The 21,923-nt window shown below is 61.0% G+C and carries 21 protein-coding genes; 20 read left to right on the top strand and 1 reads right to left on the bottom strand.

Going from position 1 to position 21,923, the window contains the following annotated elements:
- The first annotated feature begins 13 nt into the window (after positions 1 to 13).
- The 20 genes from BV034_RS18270 (at position 14) to BV034_RS18365 (ending at position 20,990) form a co-directional block, all read left to right on the top strand.
- Complete coding sequence (locus BV034_RS18270) at positions 14 to 1,432, top strand: DUF1254 domain-containing protein (RefSeq protein ID WP_050028433.1); 1,419 nt, start codon at positions 14 to 16, stop codon at positions 1,430 to 1,432.
- 22 nt (positions 1,433 to 1,454) lie between these two features.
- Positions 1,455 to 2,486, top strand: coding sequence for a DUF1254 domain-containing protein (locus tag BV034_RS18275; RefSeq protein WP_050028434.1), 1,032 nt, complete (start codon positions 1,455 to 1,457; stop codon positions 2,484 to 2,486).
- Positions 2,487 to 2,512: 26 nt separating this feature from the next.
- Entirely contained in the window at positions 2,513 to 2,803 is a 291-nt protein-coding gene (locus BV034_RS18280; protein ID WP_050028435.1) for a hypothetical protein, read from the top strand.
- 64 nt (positions 2,804 to 2,867) lie between these two features.
- Positions 2,868 to 3,845, top strand: coding sequence for an HAD family hydrolase (locus BV034_RS18285; protein ID WP_050028436.1), 978 nt, complete (start codon positions 2,868 to 2,870; stop codon positions 3,843 to 3,845).
- Positions 3,846 to 3,864: 19 nt separating this feature from the next.
- Positions 3,865 to 5,205, top strand: coding sequence for a hypothetical protein (locus tag BV034_RS18290; RefSeq protein WP_050028437.1), 1,341 nt, complete (start codon positions 3,865 to 3,867; stop codon positions 5,203 to 5,205).
- Positions 5,206 to 5,292: 87 nt separating this feature from the next.
- The gene (locus tag BV034_RS18295; protein ID WP_050028438.1) at positions 5,293 to 6,165 is read left to right on the top strand and encodes a neutral zinc metallopeptidase; all 873 of its coding nucleotides are present in this window, start codon (positions 5,293 to 5,295) and stop codon (positions 6,163 to 6,165) included.
- 61 nt (positions 6,166 to 6,226) lie between these two features.
- Positions 6,227 to 6,655 carry a hypothetical protein gene (locus BV034_RS18300; protein WP_050028483.1) on the top strand — a complete coding sequence of 143 codons (429 nt, stop codon included), beginning with the start codon at positions 6,227 to 6,229 and terminating at the stop codon, positions 6,653 to 6,655.
- Positions 6,656 to 6,691: 36 nt separating this feature from the next.
- Positions 6,692 to 7,255 carry an HdeD family acid-resistance protein gene (locus tag BV034_RS18305; RefSeq protein WP_050028439.1) on the top strand — a complete coding sequence of 188 codons (564 nt, stop codon included), beginning with the start codon at positions 6,692 to 6,694 and terminating at the stop codon, positions 7,253 to 7,255.
- Between the two features lie 58 nt (positions 7,256 to 7,313).
- Positions 7,314 to 8,867 (top strand): arylsulfatase, encoded by a 1,554-nt coding sequence (locus BV034_RS18310; protein WP_081887907.1) that lies wholly within the window; start codon positions 7,314 to 7,316, stop codon positions 8,865 to 8,867.
- Positions 8,868 to 8,966: 99 nt separating this feature from the next.
- Positions 8,967 to 9,935: a MoxR family ATPase gene (locus BV034_RS18315; protein ID WP_050028440.1), complete on the top strand. Its 969-nt coding sequence runs from the start codon at positions 8,967 to 8,969 to the stop codon at positions 9,933 to 9,935.
- A 32-nt stretch (positions 9,936 to 9,967) separates the two neighbouring features.
- Entirely contained in the window at positions 9,968 to 12,481 is a 2,514-nt protein-coding gene (locus tag BV034_RS18320; protein WP_081887908.1) for a phosphoketolase family protein, read from the top strand.
- Positions 12,482 to 12,492: 11 nt separating this feature from the next.
- Positions 12,493 to 13,461, top strand: a complete 969-nt coding sequence (locus tag BV034_RS18325; RefSeq protein ID WP_050028441.1) for a DUF58 domain-containing protein — start codon at positions 12,493 to 12,495, stop codon at positions 13,459 to 13,461.
- Positions 13,462 to 13,463: 2 nt separating this feature from the next.
- Positions 13,464 to 13,982: a DUF4381 domain-containing protein gene (locus tag BV034_RS18330; protein ID WP_050028442.1), complete on the top strand. Its 519-nt coding sequence runs from the start codon at positions 13,464 to 13,466 to the stop codon at positions 13,980 to 13,982.
- Positions 13,982 to 15,016 carry a VWA domain-containing protein gene (locus BV034_RS18335; protein ID WP_050028443.1) on the top strand — a complete coding sequence of 345 codons (1,035 nt, stop codon included), beginning with the start codon at positions 13,982 to 13,984 and terminating at the stop codon, positions 15,014 to 15,016. The genes BV034_RS18330 and BV034_RS18335 overlap by 1 nt, the downstream gene beginning before the upstream one ends.
- Entirely contained in the window at positions 15,013 to 15,933 is a 921-nt protein-coding gene (locus BV034_RS18340) for a VWA domain-containing protein (RefSeq protein ID WP_050028444.1), read from the top strand. Before BV034_RS18335 ends, BV034_RS18340 begins: the two co-directional genes overlap by 4 nt.
- Positions 15,934 to 15,959: 26 nt before the next feature.
- Complete coding sequence (locus BV034_RS18345) at positions 15,960 to 16,586, top strand: tetratricopeptide repeat protein (protein ID WP_063768826.1); 627 nt, start codon at positions 15,960 to 15,962, stop codon at positions 16,584 to 16,586.
- Between the two features lie 50 nt (positions 16,587 to 16,636).
- Positions 16,637 to 19,051 carry a hypothetical protein gene (locus tag BV034_RS36145; RefSeq protein WP_050028446.1) on the top strand — a complete coding sequence of 805 codons (2,415 nt, stop codon included), beginning with the start codon at positions 16,637 to 16,639 and terminating at the stop codon, positions 19,049 to 19,051.
- A 19-nt stretch (positions 19,052 to 19,070) separates the two neighbouring features.
- Positions 19,071 to 20,096, top strand: a complete 1,026-nt coding sequence (locus BV034_RS36150; protein ID WP_050028447.1) for a BatD family protein — start codon at positions 19,071 to 19,073, stop codon at positions 20,094 to 20,096.
- A 26-nt stretch (positions 20,097 to 20,122) separates the two neighbouring features.
- Positions 20,123 to 20,446 (top strand): DUF3302 domain-containing protein, encoded by a 324-nt coding sequence (locus tag BV034_RS18360; RefSeq protein WP_050028448.1) that lies wholly within the window; start codon positions 20,123 to 20,125, stop codon positions 20,444 to 20,446.
- A complete protein-coding gene (locus BV034_RS18365) occupies positions 20,418 to 20,990 on the top strand; it encodes a hypothetical protein (RefSeq protein WP_265593151.1) in 573 nt (190 codons plus the stop codon). Before BV034_RS18360 ends, BV034_RS18365 begins: the two co-directional genes overlap by 29 nt.
- On the opposite strand, the gene BV034_RS18370 is transcribed toward BV034_RS18365, so the two are convergent.
- Positions 20,972 to 21,883 (bottom strand): LysR family transcriptional regulator, encoded by a 912-nt coding sequence (locus tag BV034_RS18370; RefSeq protein ID WP_265593152.1) that lies wholly within the window; start codon positions 21,881 to 21,883, stop codon positions 20,972 to 20,974. The genes BV034_RS18365 and BV034_RS18370 overlap by 19 nt on opposite strands.
- Positions 21,884 to 21,923: the final 40 nt, after the last annotated feature.

A 21,923-nucleotide genomic window follows, 5' to 3' on the forward strand; every position in this document is an offset into this window, starting at 1 on the left:
CCCCAAGCTATCTATGTTAACCTCTCGTATTCATCACGCATCTAAGGCGTTGTTTGCCGTGCTGCTGGCACTTCTTGTGTCTGGCACGGCACATGCCCGTGGTCCTGCTACGCTCGATGAAGTTCGGGCCATCGCAAAGGAGGCCTACGTCTACGGCTTCCCGCTGGTGGATAACTATCGAATCCAGCACTCCTACTTCATCGACAAGGGTGGCAAGGAGTACAAGGCGGACTGGAACACACTTGTGAACAATGCACGAGTCTACACGCCTGAGGACAAGGCCATCCAAACACCAAACTCGGACACGCCGTATTCCTACGTGGGCGCGGACCTGCGTGCCGAGCCGCTCGTTTTCACCGTGCCGCAGGTGGAAAAAGGGCGCTACTACTCCCTGCAATTCATTGACCAGTACACCTTCAATTTCGCCTACGTCGGCAGTCGGGCGACTGGCAATGAGGCGGGTAGCTACCTACTAGCCGGCCCCGGCTGGAAAGGTTCCAAGCCCGCAGGAATCAAGTCCGTGATTCCCTGCGAGACCGAGTATGCCTTCATCTTGTATCGCACCCAGCTCTTCAATCCGGAAGACATTGAAGCCGTCAAAAAAATCCAAGCTGGCTACAAAGTCCAACCTCTCTCTCATTTCCTCGGTCAGCCTGCCCCTCCCCCTTCGCCCAAGGTGGACTTCATCACACCTCTGACTCCGGAGGCTCAAAGGACCTCGATGGAGTTCTTCAAGGTGCTGGATTTCGTTTTGCGATTCTGTCCCGAGCACCCCTCGGAGCAAAAGCTGCGCGCCGAGTTCGCCCGCGTCGGACTTGGCACGAGCACACCGTTCAGCCTGGACACATTGAAGCCAGAGGTGCGGAAAGCGATGGAAGATGGCATCGCAGACGCGTGGGCCGCCTTCAAAGAGTACAAGGAAACCCAGATCGATACCGGAAAACGGTCCAGCGCAGACTCCTTTGGCACGCGCGAGTTTTTGGACGGTCGTTACATCGATCGCATGTCCGCCGCCGTGCTGGGCATCTACGGCAACTCCAAGGATGAAGCGATCTACCCCGCCTACTTCATCGATTCCGACAAGAACAAACTGGATGGTGCCCATGCCTACACCTTGCGTTTTGCTTCGGGTCAGCTGCCACCCGTGCATGCGTTCTGGTCACTCACTTTGTACGAGCTCCCTGCCAGCCTGCTCTCTGCGAATGCTCTGAACCGCTATCTCATCAATACGCCGATGCTTCCCTCCCTGACGAAGGACCAAGACGGCGGCATCACCCTTTACATTCAACATGAGACCCCGGGCAAGGACAAGGAGCCCAACTGGCTTCCCGCCCCCAAGGGCTCCTTCTTCATGGCCATGCGCCTCTACTGGCCCAAGCCAGAGGCCCTGAAGGGCGAGTGGAGGGCTCCGGCCCTGGAGAATAAGGACTAAAATCCAAGCAAAAAAGTCGCCAATGAAACACCCACATGCATTGCACGTTATCGGCACACTGTTCGCCGTCTTTACAGCCATCGCAGCTGCTGCAGACACCGTTCCCGTGACCGTGGACAACTTTGTCCGGGCCGAGTCTGACTTGTACTTCAGCAACCTCCTCAAAGACAGCGGCGGAGCGCTTGGCAAATTCAACCACCGTCGCGAGCCGGCGTCTATCGAGAAACAGACTATCATCCGGCTGAACCGTGACACACTCTATTCCTCAGCCTTGGTCGACCTCGATGCGGGACCCGTGACCGTCACGCTGCCGGACGCAGGGAAACGCTTCCGGTCCCTCATGGTGGTGAATCAAGACCACTATGTGCCGGACGTCAGCTATGAGTCCGGGACCTACAAGCTGGACAAGGACGAGGCTGGCACGCGTTACGCCGTGATAGGCATTCGCACGCTGGTGGATCCCGCTGATCCAAAGGACATCGCGGCTGTGCATGCCCTTCAGGACGGCCTGAAAATCGAACAGCCAGGTGGTCCAGGCAAGTTCGAAGTGCCCCAGTGGGATCCCGTGAGCCAGAAGAAGGTGCGTGAAGCGCTGCTGGTGCTGAGCTCCACCATGCCTGACTTTAAAAACGCCTTCGGCACGAAGGCGACGGTGGATCCGGTTCGCCATCTCGTGGCCAGCGCCGCCGCCTGGGGCGGCAATCCCGACAAGGATGCCGTCTATCTGAACGTGACCCCCAAACAGAATGACGGCACAACGGCCTACAAGCTTGTCGTCAAGGATGTACCGGTGGACGCCTTCTGGTCAGTGAGTGTGTACAACGCTGAAGGTTACTACGAGAAAAACGAGCACAACGCCTACACGATCAACAGCCTCACCGGGAAGAAAGCGGCCGACGGCTCCATCACGATCCAGTTCGGCGGGTACGATGGCAAGACACCCAACTGCATCCCCATCACCAAGGGATGGAACTACACAGTGCGACTCTATCGCCCGCGCAAAGAGATCCTTGATGGCACCTGGACCTTCCCCGCTCCGGAACCGGTGAAGTAAACGGCCCACTTCTATCCCCCCCTCTTATGGCAACCCTGTATTTGCTTTCACTCGCGGCATCCCTCCTTGGCAGCCCTACAGCCCCTCTGGAAGGTGCCAGCTTCACCACGCCTGCCTACCATCACGGGATCCCGAACACCGTGACCGGGCTACAGCGCGATCTTACTCATGCGCCGGTGTTCAGACTGCTCTACGGCGCCCCTGGGAACGCGGCAGTGCGAGTGGAGGCCTTCCTCCACTTTTACAGCCCCATCAAATCACAGTCGGAGGATCACCGCGATGCCTCCCGCTACTTCAGGCTCCTGAGAACCTGCTGAGGTCCATCAGACGCTGTTTCCTGAACCCCCATCGAGTTCCGCCCTCCACCTAGTCCATCACCTTATGAAGCCTCTGTTCCTCCTGCTTGCCCTGGCAGCAAGCGTCCCTCACCTGCTTGCCAATGAGCCTCTCCCCTCCTGGAAAGACACCGGGCCCAAGAAGGCGATCCTGGCTTTTGTGGAAAAGGTGACCAAGGATGGATCAGCCGACTTTGTACCTGTGCCCGAACGGATCGCCGTCTTCGACAACGACGGCACGCTCTGGGCAGAGCAGCCCCTCTACTTTCAGGCCTTCTTTGTCTTTGACCGCATCAAGGCTCTGGCGCCGCAGCACCCGGAATGGCAGACGCAGGAGCCCTTTGCCTCCGTACTGAAGAATGACCTCAAGGGCGTCGCGGCAGCGGGCGAGAAGGGCCTGCTGGCCACCATGGCCGCCACCCACACCGGCATGACCACGGAGGAGTTCAGCCAGACGGTCACAGACTGGATCACCACGGCCAAACATCCCAAATCAGGAAAGCTGTACACGGAGATGACCTATCAGCCGATGCTGGAACTCCTCACCTACCTGCGGGCCAACGGGTTCAAGACCTTCATCGTCTCAGGCGGAGGCATCGAGTTCATGCGCCCATGGACGGAGCGAGTCTATGGCATTCCGCCAGAGCAGGTCGTGGGCTCAAGTGGCAAACTCAAGTACGAGATCCGAGATGGCAAACCTGTCTTGCTGAAACTCCCAGAGGTCGAGTTGATCGACGACAAGGAGGGCAAACCAGCGGGTATACAGAGCCACATCGGTCGTCGTCCGCTCATGGCGTTCGGCAACTCAGACGGCGATCTGCAAATGCTACAGTGGACCACGGCAGGTGCAGGATTGCGCTTTGCCCTGCTCGTCCACCACACCGACGCTGATCGCGAGTGGGCCTATGACCGGCAGTCCCACATCGGCAAGCTGGACAAGGCTCTGGACGAAGCCAGTGCCAAGGGCTGGACGGTGGTCAGCATGAAGGACGACTGGGCCACCATTTATCCGGGCGAAAATTGAGTACTAAGCCCCACCCCACATGATCACTTCCCACACCTTTCTCATCGCCTGCGGCTTCACCCTGGCCACCGGGGTCGTCATGATCAGCGCCCAATCTCCCCTGCCCCAGAGGGCAGTGGATCCGCCGCTCCCGCCGCCGATTCCCGCTCCCGTGCCACCCGATTCGGGAGAGTACGAAAACGTCCTCACATTGAAGGCAAGCCAGATCCTTCAGTCCGTGTTCGTGTCGGGCCCTCACTTCCAGGTGCGGGAGGGTGTGACGACCAACTGGGGTGTGAACACCTATGCCATCGACAGCACCTTCTACGGTACCTATCTCGCCTTCGGCAACGGCCAGCTCCTGGACCGCATTGCGGAGATCAGTGCCATCAAGCGCCTGGATGATGTCATGAGGACGGAAGACTATCGCGATGCCTTGCATGAGGCCTCCGACGAAGAAGAAGATGCCGCTGAAGACTACGTGCCCCCCACTCAAGACTCCCTGCAGGAGGTGCACACCACCGGCATCGGAAAGTTCTTCCAACGCCTTGGTCAGGATATCAAGAAAGAGCACAACGACGAGAAGCGTCGCGACTACCAGTCATTCGCAATCAAAAGCACAGCTGGCGTTGCCAAGGCCAAGCGTGACCTCTGTCGAAAGCTGGGCATCAATCCCTACACGACCAATGCGGCACTCCAGAGCCGCTTGGATGGCATGAGCCGGGCGCTCGCGCTGGGTGGGTTTAAGTTTGTCATGGGCGAAGCTTCAGCAGATCCCGTTGCGGCCGCTGCAGCGCTCAATCGTGGTACCGCCGCCGCCCAGATCGCCCTGGAGATCTACGACAAGGATGAGAACACGCTGCGCACGGGCAACCTGACCGAGCTGCAACTTCTGGGCGTAGGCCCTCCGGATTCCACCGCCTTCCTCGCCAACAGACAGTTCACCCCGTGGCGGCAGACGCAGGTTGCCAAGTCCCTCCGCGCTCTTGCAGGCGTCACCGGACTGGAGAACTTCCTGCGCGATGCCACTGCCTCCACCACGGAGGAGACGGACGCCATCTTCTACGCCGAAACAGCCCAGCTCATGGCCCAGCTCCAACAGGCGCAGTGGCAGATCGCACGCATCGAACGCCATGAAAACGCCCCCTACTGCGTTCTCAAGGATGGCTCCATCCTCCTCGCCCTGCATTGGGACTACGCGAGCTGGACTCCGCTGGCTGACCGGTGCACCCGATGGCTGCAGACCATTCAAATCAATGGCAAGCAGCCAACTACGATCACCATCGCCATCACCGGAGCGGCCTCTCCGCGCTGCCGTCAGGAGATGGAAAAACGCCGCATTCGGCTGCTGGACCGCCAGAACAAGGGTCCGCTGAACTGATTCCAACGAAAAGCCCCGCAGCCCCTCACCCCATTCCCCCGTGAACTGACCTGCAACCACCATCTCATACCGAAGGAGGACACCGCCATGGACTGGGAAAAAGGTGAACAAAGCTCGAATCTGGAAGATCGCCGTCGGATGCGCCCCAAGGCCGCCGTGGGCGGGGGGCTGGGACTTCTGGCGATCCTGGCCATCGGTTATTTCCTAGGCGTGGATCCGCAGCAGCTCAGCCAGCTCATGGAGGGCGTGCAGAACAGCCCGACCGGGCAGACCACAGAGACCCAGGGACCGCTCACCCCGGAGGAGGAGCGCAGCCGCCGTTTTGCCGCGACCATACTGGGCTTCACTGAGAAGGTGTGGGAGCAGCAGTTCCGCACCATCGGCCGCCAGTACGATCCCCCACGCATGGTCCTGTTTACAGAGGGTGTTGAAACCCGGTGCGGGCTGGCCCCTGCAGCCGTGGGGCCGTTCTATTGTCCCGCTGATCAGACGGTCTATCTCGATCCCACCTTCTTCAATGAACTGCAGCAGCAGCTGGGTGGCTCGGCGGCTGACTTCTCCCAGGCCTACGTCATCGCCCATGAAGTCGGTCACCACGTGCAGAATCTGCTGGGCTACAGCAGTCTCGTGGACCAGAAGCGGGACTCGGTCCCGGAGGCGGAGTTCAACCGCTGGTCCGTGCGCCTGGAACTACAGGCCGACTACCTCGCGGGCGTCTGGGCGCACTACGGCCAGCAACAGTTCAACTTTATAGAAGAGGGCGATGTGGAGTCCGCCATCAAGTCCGCCAACGCCATCGGCGATGACCGCCTGCAGCGGCGCGCGGGCCGGTTCAACTCTCCCGAGAAATACACGCACGGCACTTCGGAGCAGCGCGTGAAGTGGTTCATTCAAGGGCTCAAGACCGGGGACATGGGCACGGTCAAGCGCATGTTCGAAATGCCCTACGAGGATCTCTAGCAGCGATGCCCCCGCGCATGAGGGAAACACAAACGCAAACAGTGCCATGCAATCCAAAACCATGAAAACGATCTCATTTTCAGCCGTCATCGGCACCCTGCTGAGCCTCTGTTGCCTGGCAGGTCTATCCAGCTGCGCCAGCATGGATGCCTCCAACCAGGAAGCGCTGCTCTCCGCCGCTGGCTTTAGAGTGAAGACCCCATCAACTCCGCAACAGCAGGCTGCCTATGCCGCCGCGCCCTCTTACAAAGTGCACCGGGCCACGGTGAACGGAAGGACCTTCTACGCGTACAAGGACGAGGACAAAGGCGTGGCTTACGTAGGTGGGGACGACGAGTACCAGAGATACCAGCAGCTCGCCATCCAGAAGAAGATCGCACAGGACAACTACTCCGCCGCGCAGATGAACCAGGCCGCCGCCATGAACTGGTACGGTGCCTGGGGCTATGGCGGCTACCGGTACGGAGCTCCGGGGAGATTCTGGTGGTGAGAGTTGCGCCACGAACCATCTGACCCGCTGTACACTATGAACACATCCCTCCTCCATCTGTTGTCTCGGAACTGGGGCTGGCTGCTCCTGCGCGGCATCCTGTCCCTGATCTTCGGCGTCCTGGCCTTCACATGGCCCCTGCTCACGTTGAAGGTGCTCGTGCTCCTCTACGGGGCCTATGCCCTGGTGGACGGAGTGTTCGCTCTTGTCGGGGCGATCACGGGCGGCTCCGCCGTCCCCCGCTGGTGGCTGGCCTTGATCGGGGTTGTGAGCATCGCCGCAGGTGTCGCAGTCCTACTTTGGCCGGGCCTGAGCGCCCTGGCACTGCTCATCTTCATGGGGGCCACCGCCGTGGTGCGTGGCCTCTTTGAGATCGCAGGGGCCATCGCCCTGCGCAAGGAAATAACCAACGAATGGCTGCTCATCCTTTCCGGCCTGGCTTCAGTCGTCTTTGGCGCCCTGGTCATCCTCTTCCCGGGCGGTGGGGCCATTGCCATGGTCTGGATCATTGCCGGCTATTCCATCGCGCTGGGGATCATTCTCTCTGTGCTCGCCTTCAGACTACGGAAGCACAGCCACAGCCACCCGCTTCGCGCGTGAAACGGCCCGGTCACTCACTCACTCAATCACTTCATTTAGTCGCAAAACCAAAGATGCCATGAAACGATATACCCCTAAACTCAGAGCCGTCCTCCTCCTGGCAGGGCTGCTCGTTCCCTGCCTGCTCCAGGCACAGGGCTCTGCAAAGAAGCCCAACATCCTCGTCATCTTTGGTGACGACATCGGCCAGTCCAACGTCAGCGCCTATAGTCGCGGCCTGATGGGATTCACCACGCCCAACATTGATCGCATTGGCAACGAGGGGGGCGTTTTTGTCAGCTACTACGGCCAGCAGAGTTGCACGGCTGGACGGGCGGCATTCATCTTGGGTCAAAGTCCGTTCCGCACCGGCCTCACCAAAGTGGGCCTGCCAGGAGCGAATGTGGGCCTGCAAAAGGAAGACCCGACCATTGCCGAGTTCCTCAAGCCGCTCGGCTACCAAACCGGGCAGTTTGGCAAGAATCACCTGGGAGACCGGGATGAATTCCTCCCCACCGCTCATGGGTTCGATGAATTCTTCGGCAACCTCTACCACCTCAATGCGGAGGAGGAACCGGAGAATCCTGACTACCCCAAGGATCCGGAGTTCAAAAAGAAGTTTGGTCCACGCGGTGTATTGAAGTGCACCTCCGACGGCAAGATCGAAGACACGGGACCACTCACCAAGAAGCGCATGGAGACCGTGGATGAAGAGTTCCTCGCCGGAGCGAAGGACTTCATCGACCGTAGCCACAAGGCGGGGAAACCCTTTTTCTGCTGGTACAATTCCACCCGCATGCACATCTACACCCACCTGAAGCCAGCCTCAGTGGGCAAGACAAACGCAGGCACTCAGGGAGACGGCATGGTGGAGCATGACGGCATGGTGGGCGATCTGCTCAAGCAACTCGACGACCTCAAGATTGCCGACAACACCATCGTGATCTACACCACCGACAACGGTGCCATGAAGAGCATGTGGCCCGATGGCGGCGCCTCTCCGTTCCGCTCGGAAAAGGACACCAACTGGGAAGGTGCCTTCCGCGTGCCCGCCCTCATCCGCTGGCCCGGGAAGATCAAGCCGGGGACGAACTTCACGGGCCTCTTCAGCGCGGAAGACTGGCTGGTCACCTTGGTGGCCGCAGCAGGTGGCGATCCCAAACTCCGCGAAAACGCCACCAAAGGCGTCACCGCCGGGGACAAGACCTTCAAGGTGCATCTGGATGGCTACAACCAGCTCGACTACCTCACCGGCAAAAGCGAGAAGAGCGCCCGCCCAGAGTTCGCCTACTTCAGTGACGATGGGGACCTGATGGCCTACCGTGACGAGCGCTTCAAGTACATCTACCAGGTGCAACGCTCTGTCGGTGTGCAGGTATGGATCGATCCCCTGACGACTCTGCGCACGCCCCAGATCATCGACCTGAACAGCGATCCGTACGAGTACGCCATTGATGGCTCAGCCTACTACGACAACTTCATGGTCACTCACGCCTTCCTTCTGCTGCCTTCGGCAGCCAAAGTAGGGGCGTATTTGCAGACCTACAAGGACTTCCCTCCCCGCCAACGTCCAGCTTCATTCTCGGTTGATCAAATCATCGAGAAACTCGAGGCCGGATCCAAGGGCAAGTAAGTTATCCACCACAAATCTGCGGCATCGTCTTCGGCGGGCAACAACCGTCGAAGACGATGTCCGGCAGCAGGGTTCTAGAGCATCCACAACATCAGCGCCATGAGCAGCCGCGATCAGATCCTCGATCTCAAAAAGCGCATCTCCGCATCCGTGATTGGCCAGGAGGCGGTGGTAGACCAGTTGCTCATCGCCCTGCTGGCCAATGGCCACCTCCTCATGGAGGGGCTCCCTGGGCTCGCAAAAACCCGGACCATCAAGACACTGGCCAAGAATCTTGAGAGCCAATTCAGCCGCATTCAGTTTACTCCGGATCTGCTTCCGAGTGACATCACCGGTACGGAGATGTACACCGGTGAAGGCGCGGGCGGCAAATTTGTCTTCCAGCCCGGCCCCGTCTTTGGCAACCTCATCCTCGCAGATGAAATCAACCGCGCCCCTGCCAAGGCGCAAGCGGCCCTGCTGGAGGCCATGGAAGAGCGGCAGGTCACCGTCGCAGGCACCACGCATCCCCTGCCGGAGTTATTCCTCGTACTCGCCACGCAGAACCCCATCGAGCAGGAGGGCACCTATCCCCTGCCGGAGGCCCAGATGGATCGCTTTCTCCTGCACGTCTTCGTCGGTTACTCCAGCGACGAGGATGAGCGCAAGATCCTCCGCCTCGTACGTGGTGAGGACGCGGGTCAGTCCCCGGCATCCAATGGCCAGGTGGCCGCCCAATCCGTGCTGGATGCCCGCAAGGAAGTGCTCTCCGTCCAGATCTCTGAGGCTGTGGAAAAGTACATCGTGGCGCTAATTGCCGCGACCCGCCGTCCAGCGGATTTCAAGGGCTCCAAGCTCTCAGAATGGATCCGCGTGGGCGCCAGTCCCCGCGGCACTCTGGCGCTGGACCGCGCAGCCCGGGCCAAGGCCTGGCTGGATGGACGTGACACTGCCACACCGGAGGATGTGCAGAAGATGACTCATGCCTGTTTGCGGCACCGGCTGATCCTCACCTATGAAGCGGAGGCGGAAGGCACCACCAAGGACACGGTCCTGGACGAACTGCTCAAGCAGGTTGCCGTCATCTAGCATCGCCGCCTTCCCACCAGCCATCCCCCACCATGAGCAAAACTTCCCGCAAATCCTCATCCGCCAAAACAGCTGCGGCAGCGTCTGCCAGGCAAAACACCCGGGCGCAAAAGCCGACACCTCGCACGGAAAAAGGACCGCTCTCTGATGACCAGCTTGCACGAATGGATGCCTGGTGGCGTGCGGCCAACTATCTCTCTGTCGGCCAGATCTATCTCCGGGACAATCCCTTGCTGACGAAGCGTCTCAAGCGGGAACACATCAAGCCCCGCCTGCTGGGCCACTGGGGCACCACGCCGGGCTTGAACTTCATCTACGTTCATCTCAACCGGATCATCAAAGAGCAGGACCTGAACATGCTGCTGGTCACCGGTCCCGGTCACGGTGGACCGGGCATTGTGGCCAACACTTACCTGGAAGGCACCTACAGCGAAGTGTATCCGGAGATCACAGAGGATGAAGTCGGCATGCAGCGCCTCTTCAAGCAGTTCTCGTTCCCCGGCGGCATCCCCAGCCATGTGGCCCCGGAGACACCGGGCTCGATCCACGAGGGGGGCGAGTTGGGCTACTCTCTCTCTCACGCGTACGGCGCTGCATTCGACAATCCTGACCTCATCATTCCCACCATCGTGGGCGATGGAGAGGCGGAGACGGGCCCCCTTGCCACCGGCTGGCATGGCAACAAGTTCATCAACCCTGTGCGCGACGGTGCCGTGCTGCCCATCCTGCACCTCAATGGCTACAAGATCGCCAACCCTTGTTTCCTCGCCCGCATTCCTCACGAAGAGCTCCAAAAGTTCTTTGAAGGCATGGGCTACCGCCCGTGGTTTGTCGAAGGCGATGACCCTGCCCTCCTCCACCAGCAGATGGCATCGACCCTGGACGAGGTGACGGCAGAGATTCGATCCATCTGGAAGAGCGCGCGGAAACACGGCTTCCAGGGACGCCCCGCCTGGCCCATGATCGTCCTGCGTACCCCCAAAGGCTGGACATGTCCCAAGGAAATCGACGGCCTCAAGTGCGAAGGCTATTGGCGGGCGCATCAGGTGCCCATGGGAGACATGGACAAGCCTGAGCACGTAAAGGTGCTGGAAGGCTGGATGAAAAGCTACCGGCCCGAAGAACTCTTCGACGCCACCGGTCATCTCCATGCGGACATCGCCAGCCTCGCTCCGAGTGGCACACGTCGCATGAGTGCCAATCCGCACACCAATGGCGGACTGCTCTTGCGGGATCTGCGTCTGCCGGACTTCCGCGACTACGCCATCAAGTGCCCCGCCCCCGGCGAGAACTTTGCCGAGGCCACCCGGGAGATGGGCCGCTTTCTCCGGGACGTGATGAAGCTCAACCTGGAGATGCAGAACTTCCGCCTCTTCAGCCCGGATGAAAACAACTCGAACCGCTGGCAGGACGCTCTACAGGTGACCAGTCGCGCCTATGCCGCAGAGATCCTCTCCAAGGACGATCATTTGTCCCCAGACGGACGGGTCATGGAGGTGCTCTCCGAGCACCAGTGCCAGGGCTGGCTGGAGGGTTATCTCCTGACGGGACGCCACGGCTTCTTCAGTTGCTACGAGGCCTTCATCCACATCATCGACTCCATGTTCAACCAGCATGCGAAGTGGTTGAAAGTCTGCCGACACATCCCGTGGCGACGCCCCATTGCTTCCTTGAACTATCTGCTCAGCTCCCACGTCTGGCGGCAGGATCACAATGGCTTCAGCCACCAGGACCCCGGCTTCCTGGACCACGTCATCAACAAGAAGTCGGAGGTCATCCGTGTGTACCTCCCCCCGGATGCCAACACCCTGCTAAGCGTGACCGATCACTGCCTGCGCAGCCGTAACTACGTGAATGTGGTGGTCGCAGGCAAGCAGCCCGCCCCAGTCTGGCTTTCCATGCAGGACGCCGCCCAACATTGCGCCGCCGGGGTGGGCATCTGGGACTGGGCCAGCAATGACCAAGGCGGTGAGCCGGATGTCGTCATGGCCTGCTGTGGAGACGTGCCCACGCTGGAGACGCTCGCCGCCGTCGAGCTCATTCATCAGCATGCGCCGGACGTCAAAGTCCGCGTGGTGAATGTGGTGGACCTTATGAAACTTCAGCCGGTGGAAGAGCATCCTCACGGACTGCACGACCGCGAGTTTGACGCCATCTTCACCAAGGACAAGCCGGTCATCTTTGCTTTTCACGGCTACCCCTGGCTCATCCACCGCCTCACCTATCGACGCACCAACCACTGCAACCTGCATGTGCGTGGCTACAAAGAGGAAGGCACCACCACCACACCCTTTGACATGTGCGTGCTCAATCAACTGGACCGCTTCACCCTCATGGGAGACGCGCTGAGCCGCGTCACCAGGCTGGGCAGCCGTTTGGGCTACATTCTGCAATTCGTCCACGAGCAGCTCCACCACCACCGGGTGTACATCTGCGAGCACGGCGATGATGTGCCAGAGATTCGTGACTGGAAGTGGAACGCGAAACTCAACGGTGCCACCAGCCGTGGCTCCCGCCGGGCGGATACTTCCGCCGACAACGTTTGACCTCCCTTTACATGTCAGAACCGCAACCGCCATCGCAACCCGATCCCGTGAACCCTCCGGCAGCGCCCGGGGTGTATGCGAATCTGGCCGATCTCGTGGCGTTGCAATACCAGGCACGTGGTTTCAGCCTCCTGCCGCGTCAGCCCGTCCACTCCCTCCTGGCAGGTCGGCATGCTTCACGGCTGCGCGGTCGTGGGCTCAACTTCGAGGAAATCCGCCGCTACCAGCCCGGAGACGACATCAGGCAGATCGACTGGAAGGTCACTGTGCGCACCCGCAAGACCCACAGCCGCGTCTATACGGAGGAGCGGGAGCGCAGCGTCTTCCTGCTCGTGGATCAGAGGTCAAGCATGTTCTTCGGCAGTGTGCAGAACATGAAGTCCGTCACCGCCACAGAGGCCGCCGCGCTGGCCGCCTGGCGTGTGATCACCCAGAAGGACCGCGTGGGCGCCCTTGTCTTCGATGACCAGAGCATCGAGGAAATACCCCCCCACCGGAGTCGGAGTGGCGTCATGCGGATTCTCAATGCCATCCTCCAGAAGAATCACGCACTGAGCGTCGCCGCAACCGCTCAAGCCAACGCCGGGATGTTCAATGAGGTCCTTCGCCGTTGCGTCAATCTCGCCCGCCATGACTGTCTCGTCTGCATCATCAGCGACGGTGCCGGCCATGACGAGGAATCCCAACACCTGCTCACCCGCATCTCCCAGCACAACGACGTGCTCTTCGTCTTTGTGAATGATCCCCTGGAGTGTGAGTTGCCCGATGCCGGACCATTGATCTTTGGTGACAAGACGGGGCAGATGGAAATCAACACCAGCAACCGGTCGCTGCGTGAGCGCTATAGGGAAACGTTCGCGGAGCAACGCGAAGCAGGAAGAAAATTCCTGCTTCACCGTGAAACGCCTGTCCTGTCCCTCACTACCACACTGGGGGTCGCCACCCAGATCCGCCATCACCTCGGCTCCCGCAAATTGTAGCCGTGAAACCCGATCCCACCAGTCTGGACCGACTGCATGACCTGGTACTGCCCCCTGCAGTACCCTGGTGGCCTCCCTCCCCGGCGTGGTACTGGGTGCTGGGGCTCCTTGCTGTTCTGGCACTGGTGTACCTGGTAAGGGCGCTTCTCCACTGGCAGCACAACCGCTACCGCCGGGAGGCTCTGCACCTCGCCACCCTGGAGCAACAGCGTTTGCATGATCCCGCCACCCGGGTCGAGGCATTGGTGAAGCTCGGGGAAATATTGAAACGGACGGCCATCACCGCCTTTCCGCGGGAGCAGACCGCCTCTCTCACCGGCCCGTCATGGCTGGCCTTCCTGGATCGCACCAGCCCCACGCCTGGCTCACTGCCTGCAGACCTCGCCGCCCTGGAGACCGCCGCGTATGATCCTCGAACCGCCGGCAAGATCGATGCCCCACAGGCCGCCCGCCTCGCAGAGGCCGTGCGGGACTGGTTGGCTCATCACCGCATCCCAGTCACCCCCGGAGGGCCCACGTGATGCCTGTTCTCGCCCATCCCTGGCTCCTCTGCCTGCTGCCCCTTCCCCTTCTGGTGGGCTGGCTGCTGCCACCTCACCGCGAACACCGCAAGGCCCTCACGGTGCCTTTCCTGAACCGCCTGCTGACCTACTCGGGCCAGCATCCCCATGAGGGGGCTCTCGTGCCCCAGGGCCGGGCCTTGCGCAAGGCCTCCCTCATTCTGGGCTGGGTCTTGATCGTACTGGCCATGGCCCGCCCGCAACTCATTGAACCACCGATCCAGAAGGAAGTGGCTGTGCGCGACCTGCTCCTGGCGGTGGACCTCTCCGGCTCGATGGAAACCAAGGATTTCAAAAACGCCAAAGGTGAGATGGTGGACCGCCTCACCGCCGTGAAGGAGGTGCTGGGTGATTTCCTCTCCAGGCGCAAAGGAGACCGTGTGGGGCTCATCTTCTTCGGCACCGCGCCATTCGTCCAGGCCCCCTTCACAGAGGATCTCAACGTCTGCCGCCAACTCCTTGACGAGGCTCAGACAAAAATGGCCGGCCCTCAGACCGCGTTTGGCGATGCTCTCGGCCTGGCCATCAATGTCTTCGAACGCAGCACGGTGAAGGAGCGGGTTCTTATCGCCCTCACCGATGGGAACGACACCTCCAGTCAAGTGCCCCCGGCCAAGGCGGCCTCCATTGCCAGGGACAAGGGCATCGTCATCCACACCGTGGCCGTCGGCGATCCCCGGGCGGCCGGAGAGGACGCGCTGGATGTGGCCACGCTTCAGAGTGTGGCCAGCACCACCGGTGGCGTCTTTTCCCACGCCACCGATCGCAAGCAACTGGAGCAGATCTACCGGCAACTGGACGAGCTTGAGACCCGCAAAGCCCAGACCATCAGTCACCGCCCCCGGCGGGACGTGTACTGGTGGCCACTGGCCATTGCCTTTGTCCTGTCATTGGCGCAGCAACTGGTGCAGCTCGCCTTGCAGCATCGGAGAAAGCGAAGCAACACCGCGACATCACATGCTGCGGAGCGTTCCCCTCTGGAGGCCGCGTCATGATGGGAGACTTCCATTTCATCCGTCCCCTTTGGCTGCTGGCACTGGCACCGGCCCTGCTGGTGTGGTGGCTGCTGCGTCACCACACTGATCCTGCCCAACCCTGGCGCGGCATCATTGCCCCTCATCTGCTACCCCACCTGCTTGGCGGCAGGGATCATCAGGCCAGATTCATTCCGCTGGATCTCATCGCCATCGGCTGGGTGCTCAGCGCATTCATCATCGCCGGACCCAGTTGGCGGCGCGAACCCACCCCCTTCGCTGAGGACACGGCGGCACTGGCCATCGTCATCCGTGTGTCTCCTTCCATGGAGACGGAGGACGTCCTGCCCTCCCGCCTGGCCCGCGCCACGGAGAAAGTCCACGACCTTCTGGCCCTGCGACCGGGTGCCAAGACCAGCCTCATCGCCTATTCTGGCACCGCCCATGTCGTGATGCCTCTCACGTCCGATGCTGGCATCATCAACACCTTCGCCCAGGCCCTCAATGCCAAAGTCATGCCCCGAGAAGGAGACGTCGCCGCCGAGGCCCTTCAGCTGGCCGAGAAATCGCTCGAAGAGGCAGGATCCGGATCCATCCTCTGGCTTACCGACAGCATAGCCCCAGAACAATCGACGTCACTCACACAATGGCGGTCAAAATCCGACTACGACGTTCGGGTGCTCGCCCCGTTGTTACCCGGAACAGAACTGACCGCATTAAAAGCCAACGCGCGGCCCGTGCGCGCAGACTTCACCGCCCTGGCGGCTGATGACAGTGACGTGCAATCCCTCGCCCGGCTGGCGAAGTTCTCTGACGTGAGCGCGCATGACACCACCGGGCGCTGGCGTGAGAGCGGCTATTTCCTCACCCCCATCCTCGCCCTGCTCATGCTGCCCTTCTTCCGCCGTGGGTGGATGGTGCCCACCGCTGCCCGCTGATGCACCTGCCCCGACACCTCTGGACCATGCGGAACGCCCTCCTGGCGGGCCTGGGGCTGTTTTTGCTCGTGCAGTCCCTGCGGGAGCCCCACTTCTGGATCACAGCAGATCAGAAGGGCTCCCGTCTCTTCCATCAAGGCAGGTACGCGGAGGCCGCTAAGGCCTTCACCGATCCCTGGTGGATCGCCACCTCCCAGTATCGACACGGGGACTTTGAGGTCGCAGCCAAGACCTTTGCCCGCGTGCCCGGAGCCAAGGGTGCCTATGATCAAGGCAACGCCTGGCTTATGAATGGGAAGTACGACGCGGCCATTGCAAGCTACGACCGGGCCCTTGGCTTCCAGCCGGGCTGGAAGGAGGCAGAGGAAAACAAGGCGCTCGCCGTAGCAAGGAAACAACGCCTCGACGCCTCCGGCAAAGACCGCGACCAGGAATCTACGGAAGCCTACAAGCCGGACGAGATCGTGTTTGATCAGAAGGGCGAGGACAAGCAGGGCAAGCCCATGGAGCTGGGGTCCGAAAAGATGTCCGATGACGAACTGCGCGCCTCCTGGCTGCGCCGTGTGCAGACCACCCCATCTGATTTCCTCAAAGCCAAGTTTGCCTCCCAGGCGGCGTCATCCGCAAAAGCTGAAGAGAGACCCAGGGAGTGAACGACTTTACCCACGTGATGTAACCCTCAATCTGCCAACCCCCGAAGAGAATGAAAGCGCTCCTTCTGGTCCCCATCCTTCTGGGTGCGATCGCATCCCCGGCCCTGCAAGGGGCACCCGCTCCTGCCAGGTCAACGGCATCCACCCCTGGTGGACCTGGCTGGCCCAGGGAAGCCACCAAGGACGGTGTAAAACTCACCGTGTACCAGCCACAAATCGATGTCTGGAAAGGCTACCGCGACCTCAAGGCACGCGCCGCCTTCGTGCTGACAACGAAGGACGGCAAGCCAGCCATCGGCGTGTTGGAAGTATCGGGCAATACGACCGCAGATGTTGAGAACCGCACGGTGTTGATCAGCGATCTGCAAATCACTGCGGCGCGATTCCCCTCCCTTCCCGAGGCGGAGGTCGCCCCCATGGAGGCGCTCTTGAAGAAGACCTTTCCCGGGAAATCCATGGTGGTCTCACTGGACCGCCTTGCGGCCGGTGCCGAGCACACCAAAGAGACCGCAAAGCCGCTCGATCTCAAGATGGATCCACCCAGGATCTTCGTCAGCAACAAGGCTGCCGTGTTGCTCATGGTGCAGGGCAAGCCCGTGAAGGCTCCCATTGCTGGCACCATGCTGGAGTTTGTGGTCAACACCAACTGGGACCTGCTGCATGATCCCGCATCAGGAGCCTACTACCTGCTGAGCGACAAGACCTGGCTCACCACCAGTGACCTTGCCGGGGAATGGACTCTGGCCAGCGCACTGCCCAAGGACTTCTCAGCCCTGCCCAAGGGAGACCAGTGGGATCATGTGAAAAAGGCCGTCCCTCCCAAGATTGAGCACGGCATGTCCGTGCCGCAGGTGTTCTACTCGGAAGAGCCCGCCGAGCTGATCGTCTTTGAAGGCAGCCCTGTCTGGCAGGAGGTCGAAGACACCCATCTTCTCTGGGCAAAGAATACTGAAAGCTGGGTTCTGGAGGATGCCCGGGATCACAAGATTTACTTTCTAGTAAGCGGAAGGTGGTTCACCTCTGAAAAGTGGGAGGGGCCCTGGACATTTGCGAGCGGCAATCTGCCGGAGGACTTCAAGAACATCCCGCCAGATTGCGAGTGCGCGGACGTTCTCGCCTCTGTGCCCGGCACGCCAGAGGCCGCAGATGCCGTGCTGCTTGCACAAGTACCGCAAGAGGCTGTGGTCAATCGCAAAGAGGCCGAAGGCAAGGCAAAGGTGACCTACGACGGGGAGCCGAAGTTTGAGGGCATGGAAGGCACCTCCATGACCTATGCGGTGAACACGAGCTCCGACGTCGTCTTCACTGGCGGAAGTTATTACCTCTGCCAGAATGCCGTCTGGTTCGTTTCCACCGCTCCCATAGGACCATGGGCGATCTGTCTGGACGTGCCTGCGGTGATCTACACCATCCCGCCGGCCTACCCGGTGCATCGTGTCACCTATGTGCGGGTGCACAGTGGCAGCACCAGTGATGCGGTGGTCTGCAGCTATACCGAGGGCTACTTCGGAGCCTTTGTTGCCGGGGTCGCCACGACAGCCGCGCTGGTCTGGGGATCCGGCTGGTATTACCCGCCTTACGTTGCCTGGGGCGGGCCTGTTCCGATCTACCGCCCCTGGCCCGCCACCTATGGAGTGGCCGCAGCTTACAATCCGTGGACTGGCGGCTACGCCATCGGCGGCCGGGTCTATGGGCCCTATGCCTCTGCCGGGCGAGCCGCCTGGTACAATCCTGTGACCGGGAACTACGGCCGCGCCGCGCGTGTGGAGGGCCCGTACGGTGCTCGCACGTGGGCCGCTGGGTACAATCCCCGCACGGACACCGGCTGGGCCACCCATCAAGGAAACAACGGCTACGCCCAGTGGGGCAGCAGCGCGGTACGCCGGGGCGATGACTGGGTGCGCGCCGGCCACGTGGCGACCGATCACGGCGGCGCCGCCCGCTGGCGGGGCTCAGAAGGCGGCGGCAGGGTCTGGCGCGGGGAGGACCACCATGGTGGAGCCGCCGTTCACGACGGCAACTTCTACGCCGGGCGGGACGGCAACGTTTACCGGCGCGATGACAACGGCAGCTGGGCCAAGTACGACCATGGGGACTGGAACTCAGTGGACAGAAAGGATGAACTCCATGATGCCCGCAACCGCTACCAGGACCATCACCCCGACCCGAACCTTCATGCGGGTGAACACATCAGCAGATCCAGCTCCACCGAAATCAAGCACACGGAACACGCGGCCGTCACCAGACGCTCTGCCGTCCAGCCATCTGATGAAGTCCAGCACCACTTGGACAGGGAATCCTTCAACCGCCAGCGCAGTGATTTCCAGGCCCACCAGCAGCGGACCTACCAGTCGTCCCAGCATCGAGCCTCCGCCCCGGCCTTCCACCGGTCCAGCTCCGCCTCCTTCAGTTCTCGATCTTTCAGCGCAGGCCATGCCAGAGGTGGGGGCATGCGCCGTCGTTAAACATCGAACCCTCCCAACCATGAGGTTTCCCACTCTATATCTGCTGCTGGCATGCGCCTTCGTGGGACCGACACCGACGTTGGCCCAGGAGACAAAAGTGCGTTCAGCGCTCGCTTCACCGCCACCCTGCTATGCAGGCCAGAAGCTCACCCTGGCAGTGGAGCTTCTGGCCCCAGGCTATTTCGCGAGTGCCCCCACGTTTGACATGCCAGATCCCCACGGTCTGGTCATCATCCCTCCGATAGGCAGCCCCATTGTAAGCAGTGAGACTGTCGGTGCCATCACCTACACGGTGCAGCGGCACGAGGTGTCCGTGCTCGCCCCTGAAGCCGGTGAGAAAGTGATCCCTCCCCTGACCATTCGCTTTCGATACAAGCGTGCGCCGCTCGATAAAGAAAGCATCGCCGCGACCGTGCATACTCCGGAGCTGAAGTTCCAGGCCGTACAGCCTCCCGGCACGGAAGCACTGGGACAGATCATCAGTGCCAGGGAGCTCACCGTGACCGAAACATGGAAACCCGACCCCGCCACAACCAAGGCGAAGGCGGGCGATGCTTTCACCCGCACCATCACCTTCTCCGCCCAAGACATGCCCGGCATGATGTTCCCCCCCTTCCCGGACGGCAAGATCGATGGTGTCGCGATCTATCCCAAAGATCCCGTAGTCAAAGACCACAGCGAGCGCGGAAACCTGACAGGCCAGCGGGTGGACACCATCACCTACCTTGTCCAGCACCCCGGGCATTACACCTTGCCCGGAGCCAAGCTCTCCTGGTGGGATCTGGACGCAGCGCAAGTTCGCGCCATTGAACTCCCCTCCCATGCCATCAACGTGGCGCCCAATCCTGCCCTCGCATCGACTCAAGCGGCGGTCGCGGTGGCACCAGGCCCACGCTGGTCCGCTCCCTTCATCGCGATTGCGTTGGTTGTTACCACGACTCTTGCGCTGCTCCTGGCTAGCCATCGTTCTCGCCGATGGGTCCTCCACTGGATCAGCGCACTGCGACCGGTGCATCTCCAGCCGCTGAATCCACCCGGCCCTTGACTCCTCCGGGACAACCCTTGCAACCGATGAGACACGACCCCTTGGAATGGCTGGCCCTGACACTCCTGTTGGGGATGCCCGTGTTCCTGATCTACCTGATCATCTTCATCCATGACATCCCCTACCAGATGGCGAAAAAGCGCCAGCATCCGCAGCAGGACGCCATCTTTGTCGGGTGTTGGCTGAGTCTCTTCACCCTGCATCTGATGTGGCCGCTGCTCTTCATCTGGGCAGTCAGTCGTCGGGCCCCGCTCGCACCGCCACCAGGGTCGGAGGACGCCACACTCACTCCTCCCCAGCAAAGCCGTGGCGGTGGAGCAGGTGGACACCGCACGCGACCAGCGGGATGAGGCCCGGGACAAGGTCCAGGCTGTAGAGGCCCAGCTTGCCATTGCCCAGCACAATCTCAATCACAGCGTCATCACCGCCCCTACGGATGGCTACGTGGCGCAGCTCCTGGTCCGGCCGGGTTTTATGACGGTGCCCCTCCCCTTTGCTCCGCTCATGGTCTTTGTACATCAGGAGCCAGACGCCTTTGTGGCCGCATTCCCTCAAAACGTGATTCAGTCGGTCAAGCCCGGCGCCCCTGTGGAGGTCTTCTTCCCGTTTTCACCGGGGCACGTGTTCAAGGCAAAGGTCAAGCAGGTCGCCGCCGTCATCGCCGAAGGCCAGATTCTCGCCAACGGCGAATTGAAGTCCTTCACTGCTCATGTGCCACCTGGAAAGGTGCCCGTCCTGCTTGAATTCGAAGCCGGAGAGCTGGATCCCCTGGCACTCCCGGGTGGCGCAGCCGGGGAGGCTACCGTCTACACCGGCCAGTTCCCCTTTACCAACATCCTGCGCCGCATCCTCTTCCGCATGCGGAGCTGGGAAAACTACGTTTTTGCAGGCTGATCCTGTTTCATCGCACCCTGTGCATCGAGCCCCACCACCGCCTCCACGAACCGGCGGGTGAAAGGAGACGGCTCATCCCGCCGCCACGCCACGCCAAAGGAGAAGTCATGAGTCCCATCATCGATGCTCCGCAGACAGAGCCGGAATCCAGACATGGCATTAAATCCATCGTGGACCAGGGCCACGCCGCAGCCAGAGTCGATGGCAGCCACCAGACTGGTGGAACTGTCGTACTCCCCGACAATGCGCGGGCGCGGACTCACCCCCTTCAATACGGATTCAATCCACGAATGATGCTCTGGATAGTGTTCCCGGCTGTAAACAAGGAGATTCTTTCCAGCCAGGGTGCTCGCGGAGATCGCCCCGTGGCCAGCCAGTTCATGAGTCACAGACATCGCCACACACGGCCGGTGTCTTACGATCTCCCGATACTCCAGGCCACTGGCCAGCGAACCAGCCGCCGGTCTCACCAGCAATGCCGCATGCAGAGTGCCATTCCTCAATTGCACAATCATTTCCTCGGTCGTCAGATCCTGGAGTTGCATCTTCACATTGGGGCACTTCATCTGGAAACGACGCAATGCCTGCGGCAGGATCTCCATAGAAAGTGATGGAGCGTAGCCAACTTGCAGCTCGCCTGTCTGAGCCCCGGCAAATCGCTTCACCGTCTCCACCGCTTCATGAACCCGCTGAAGCGCCATTTGAGCCTCCTCATAGAACACATGCCCCGCTGCCGTGAGCTTCACGGACCTGGCATGATGCTCAAACAGGCCAACCTCCAGCTCCTCCTCCAAATCGCGGATCTGCCGGCTCAGCGCAGGCTGGGAAACGTGAAGCTGCGCGGCTGCCTTAGTAACGCTCTCCTGTCGTGCGACCTCAACGAAATACCTCAAGTGGCGAAGTTCCATTGCGTGAAGAGCATAACCGCAAGGC

Origin of the sequence: Verrucomicrobium sp. BvORR034 (assembly GCF_000739635.1) — a bacterium.
Taxonomy (GTDB): domain Bacteria; phylum Verrucomicrobiota; class Verrucomicrobiia; order Verrucomicrobiales; family Verrucomicrobiaceae; genus Verrucomicrobium.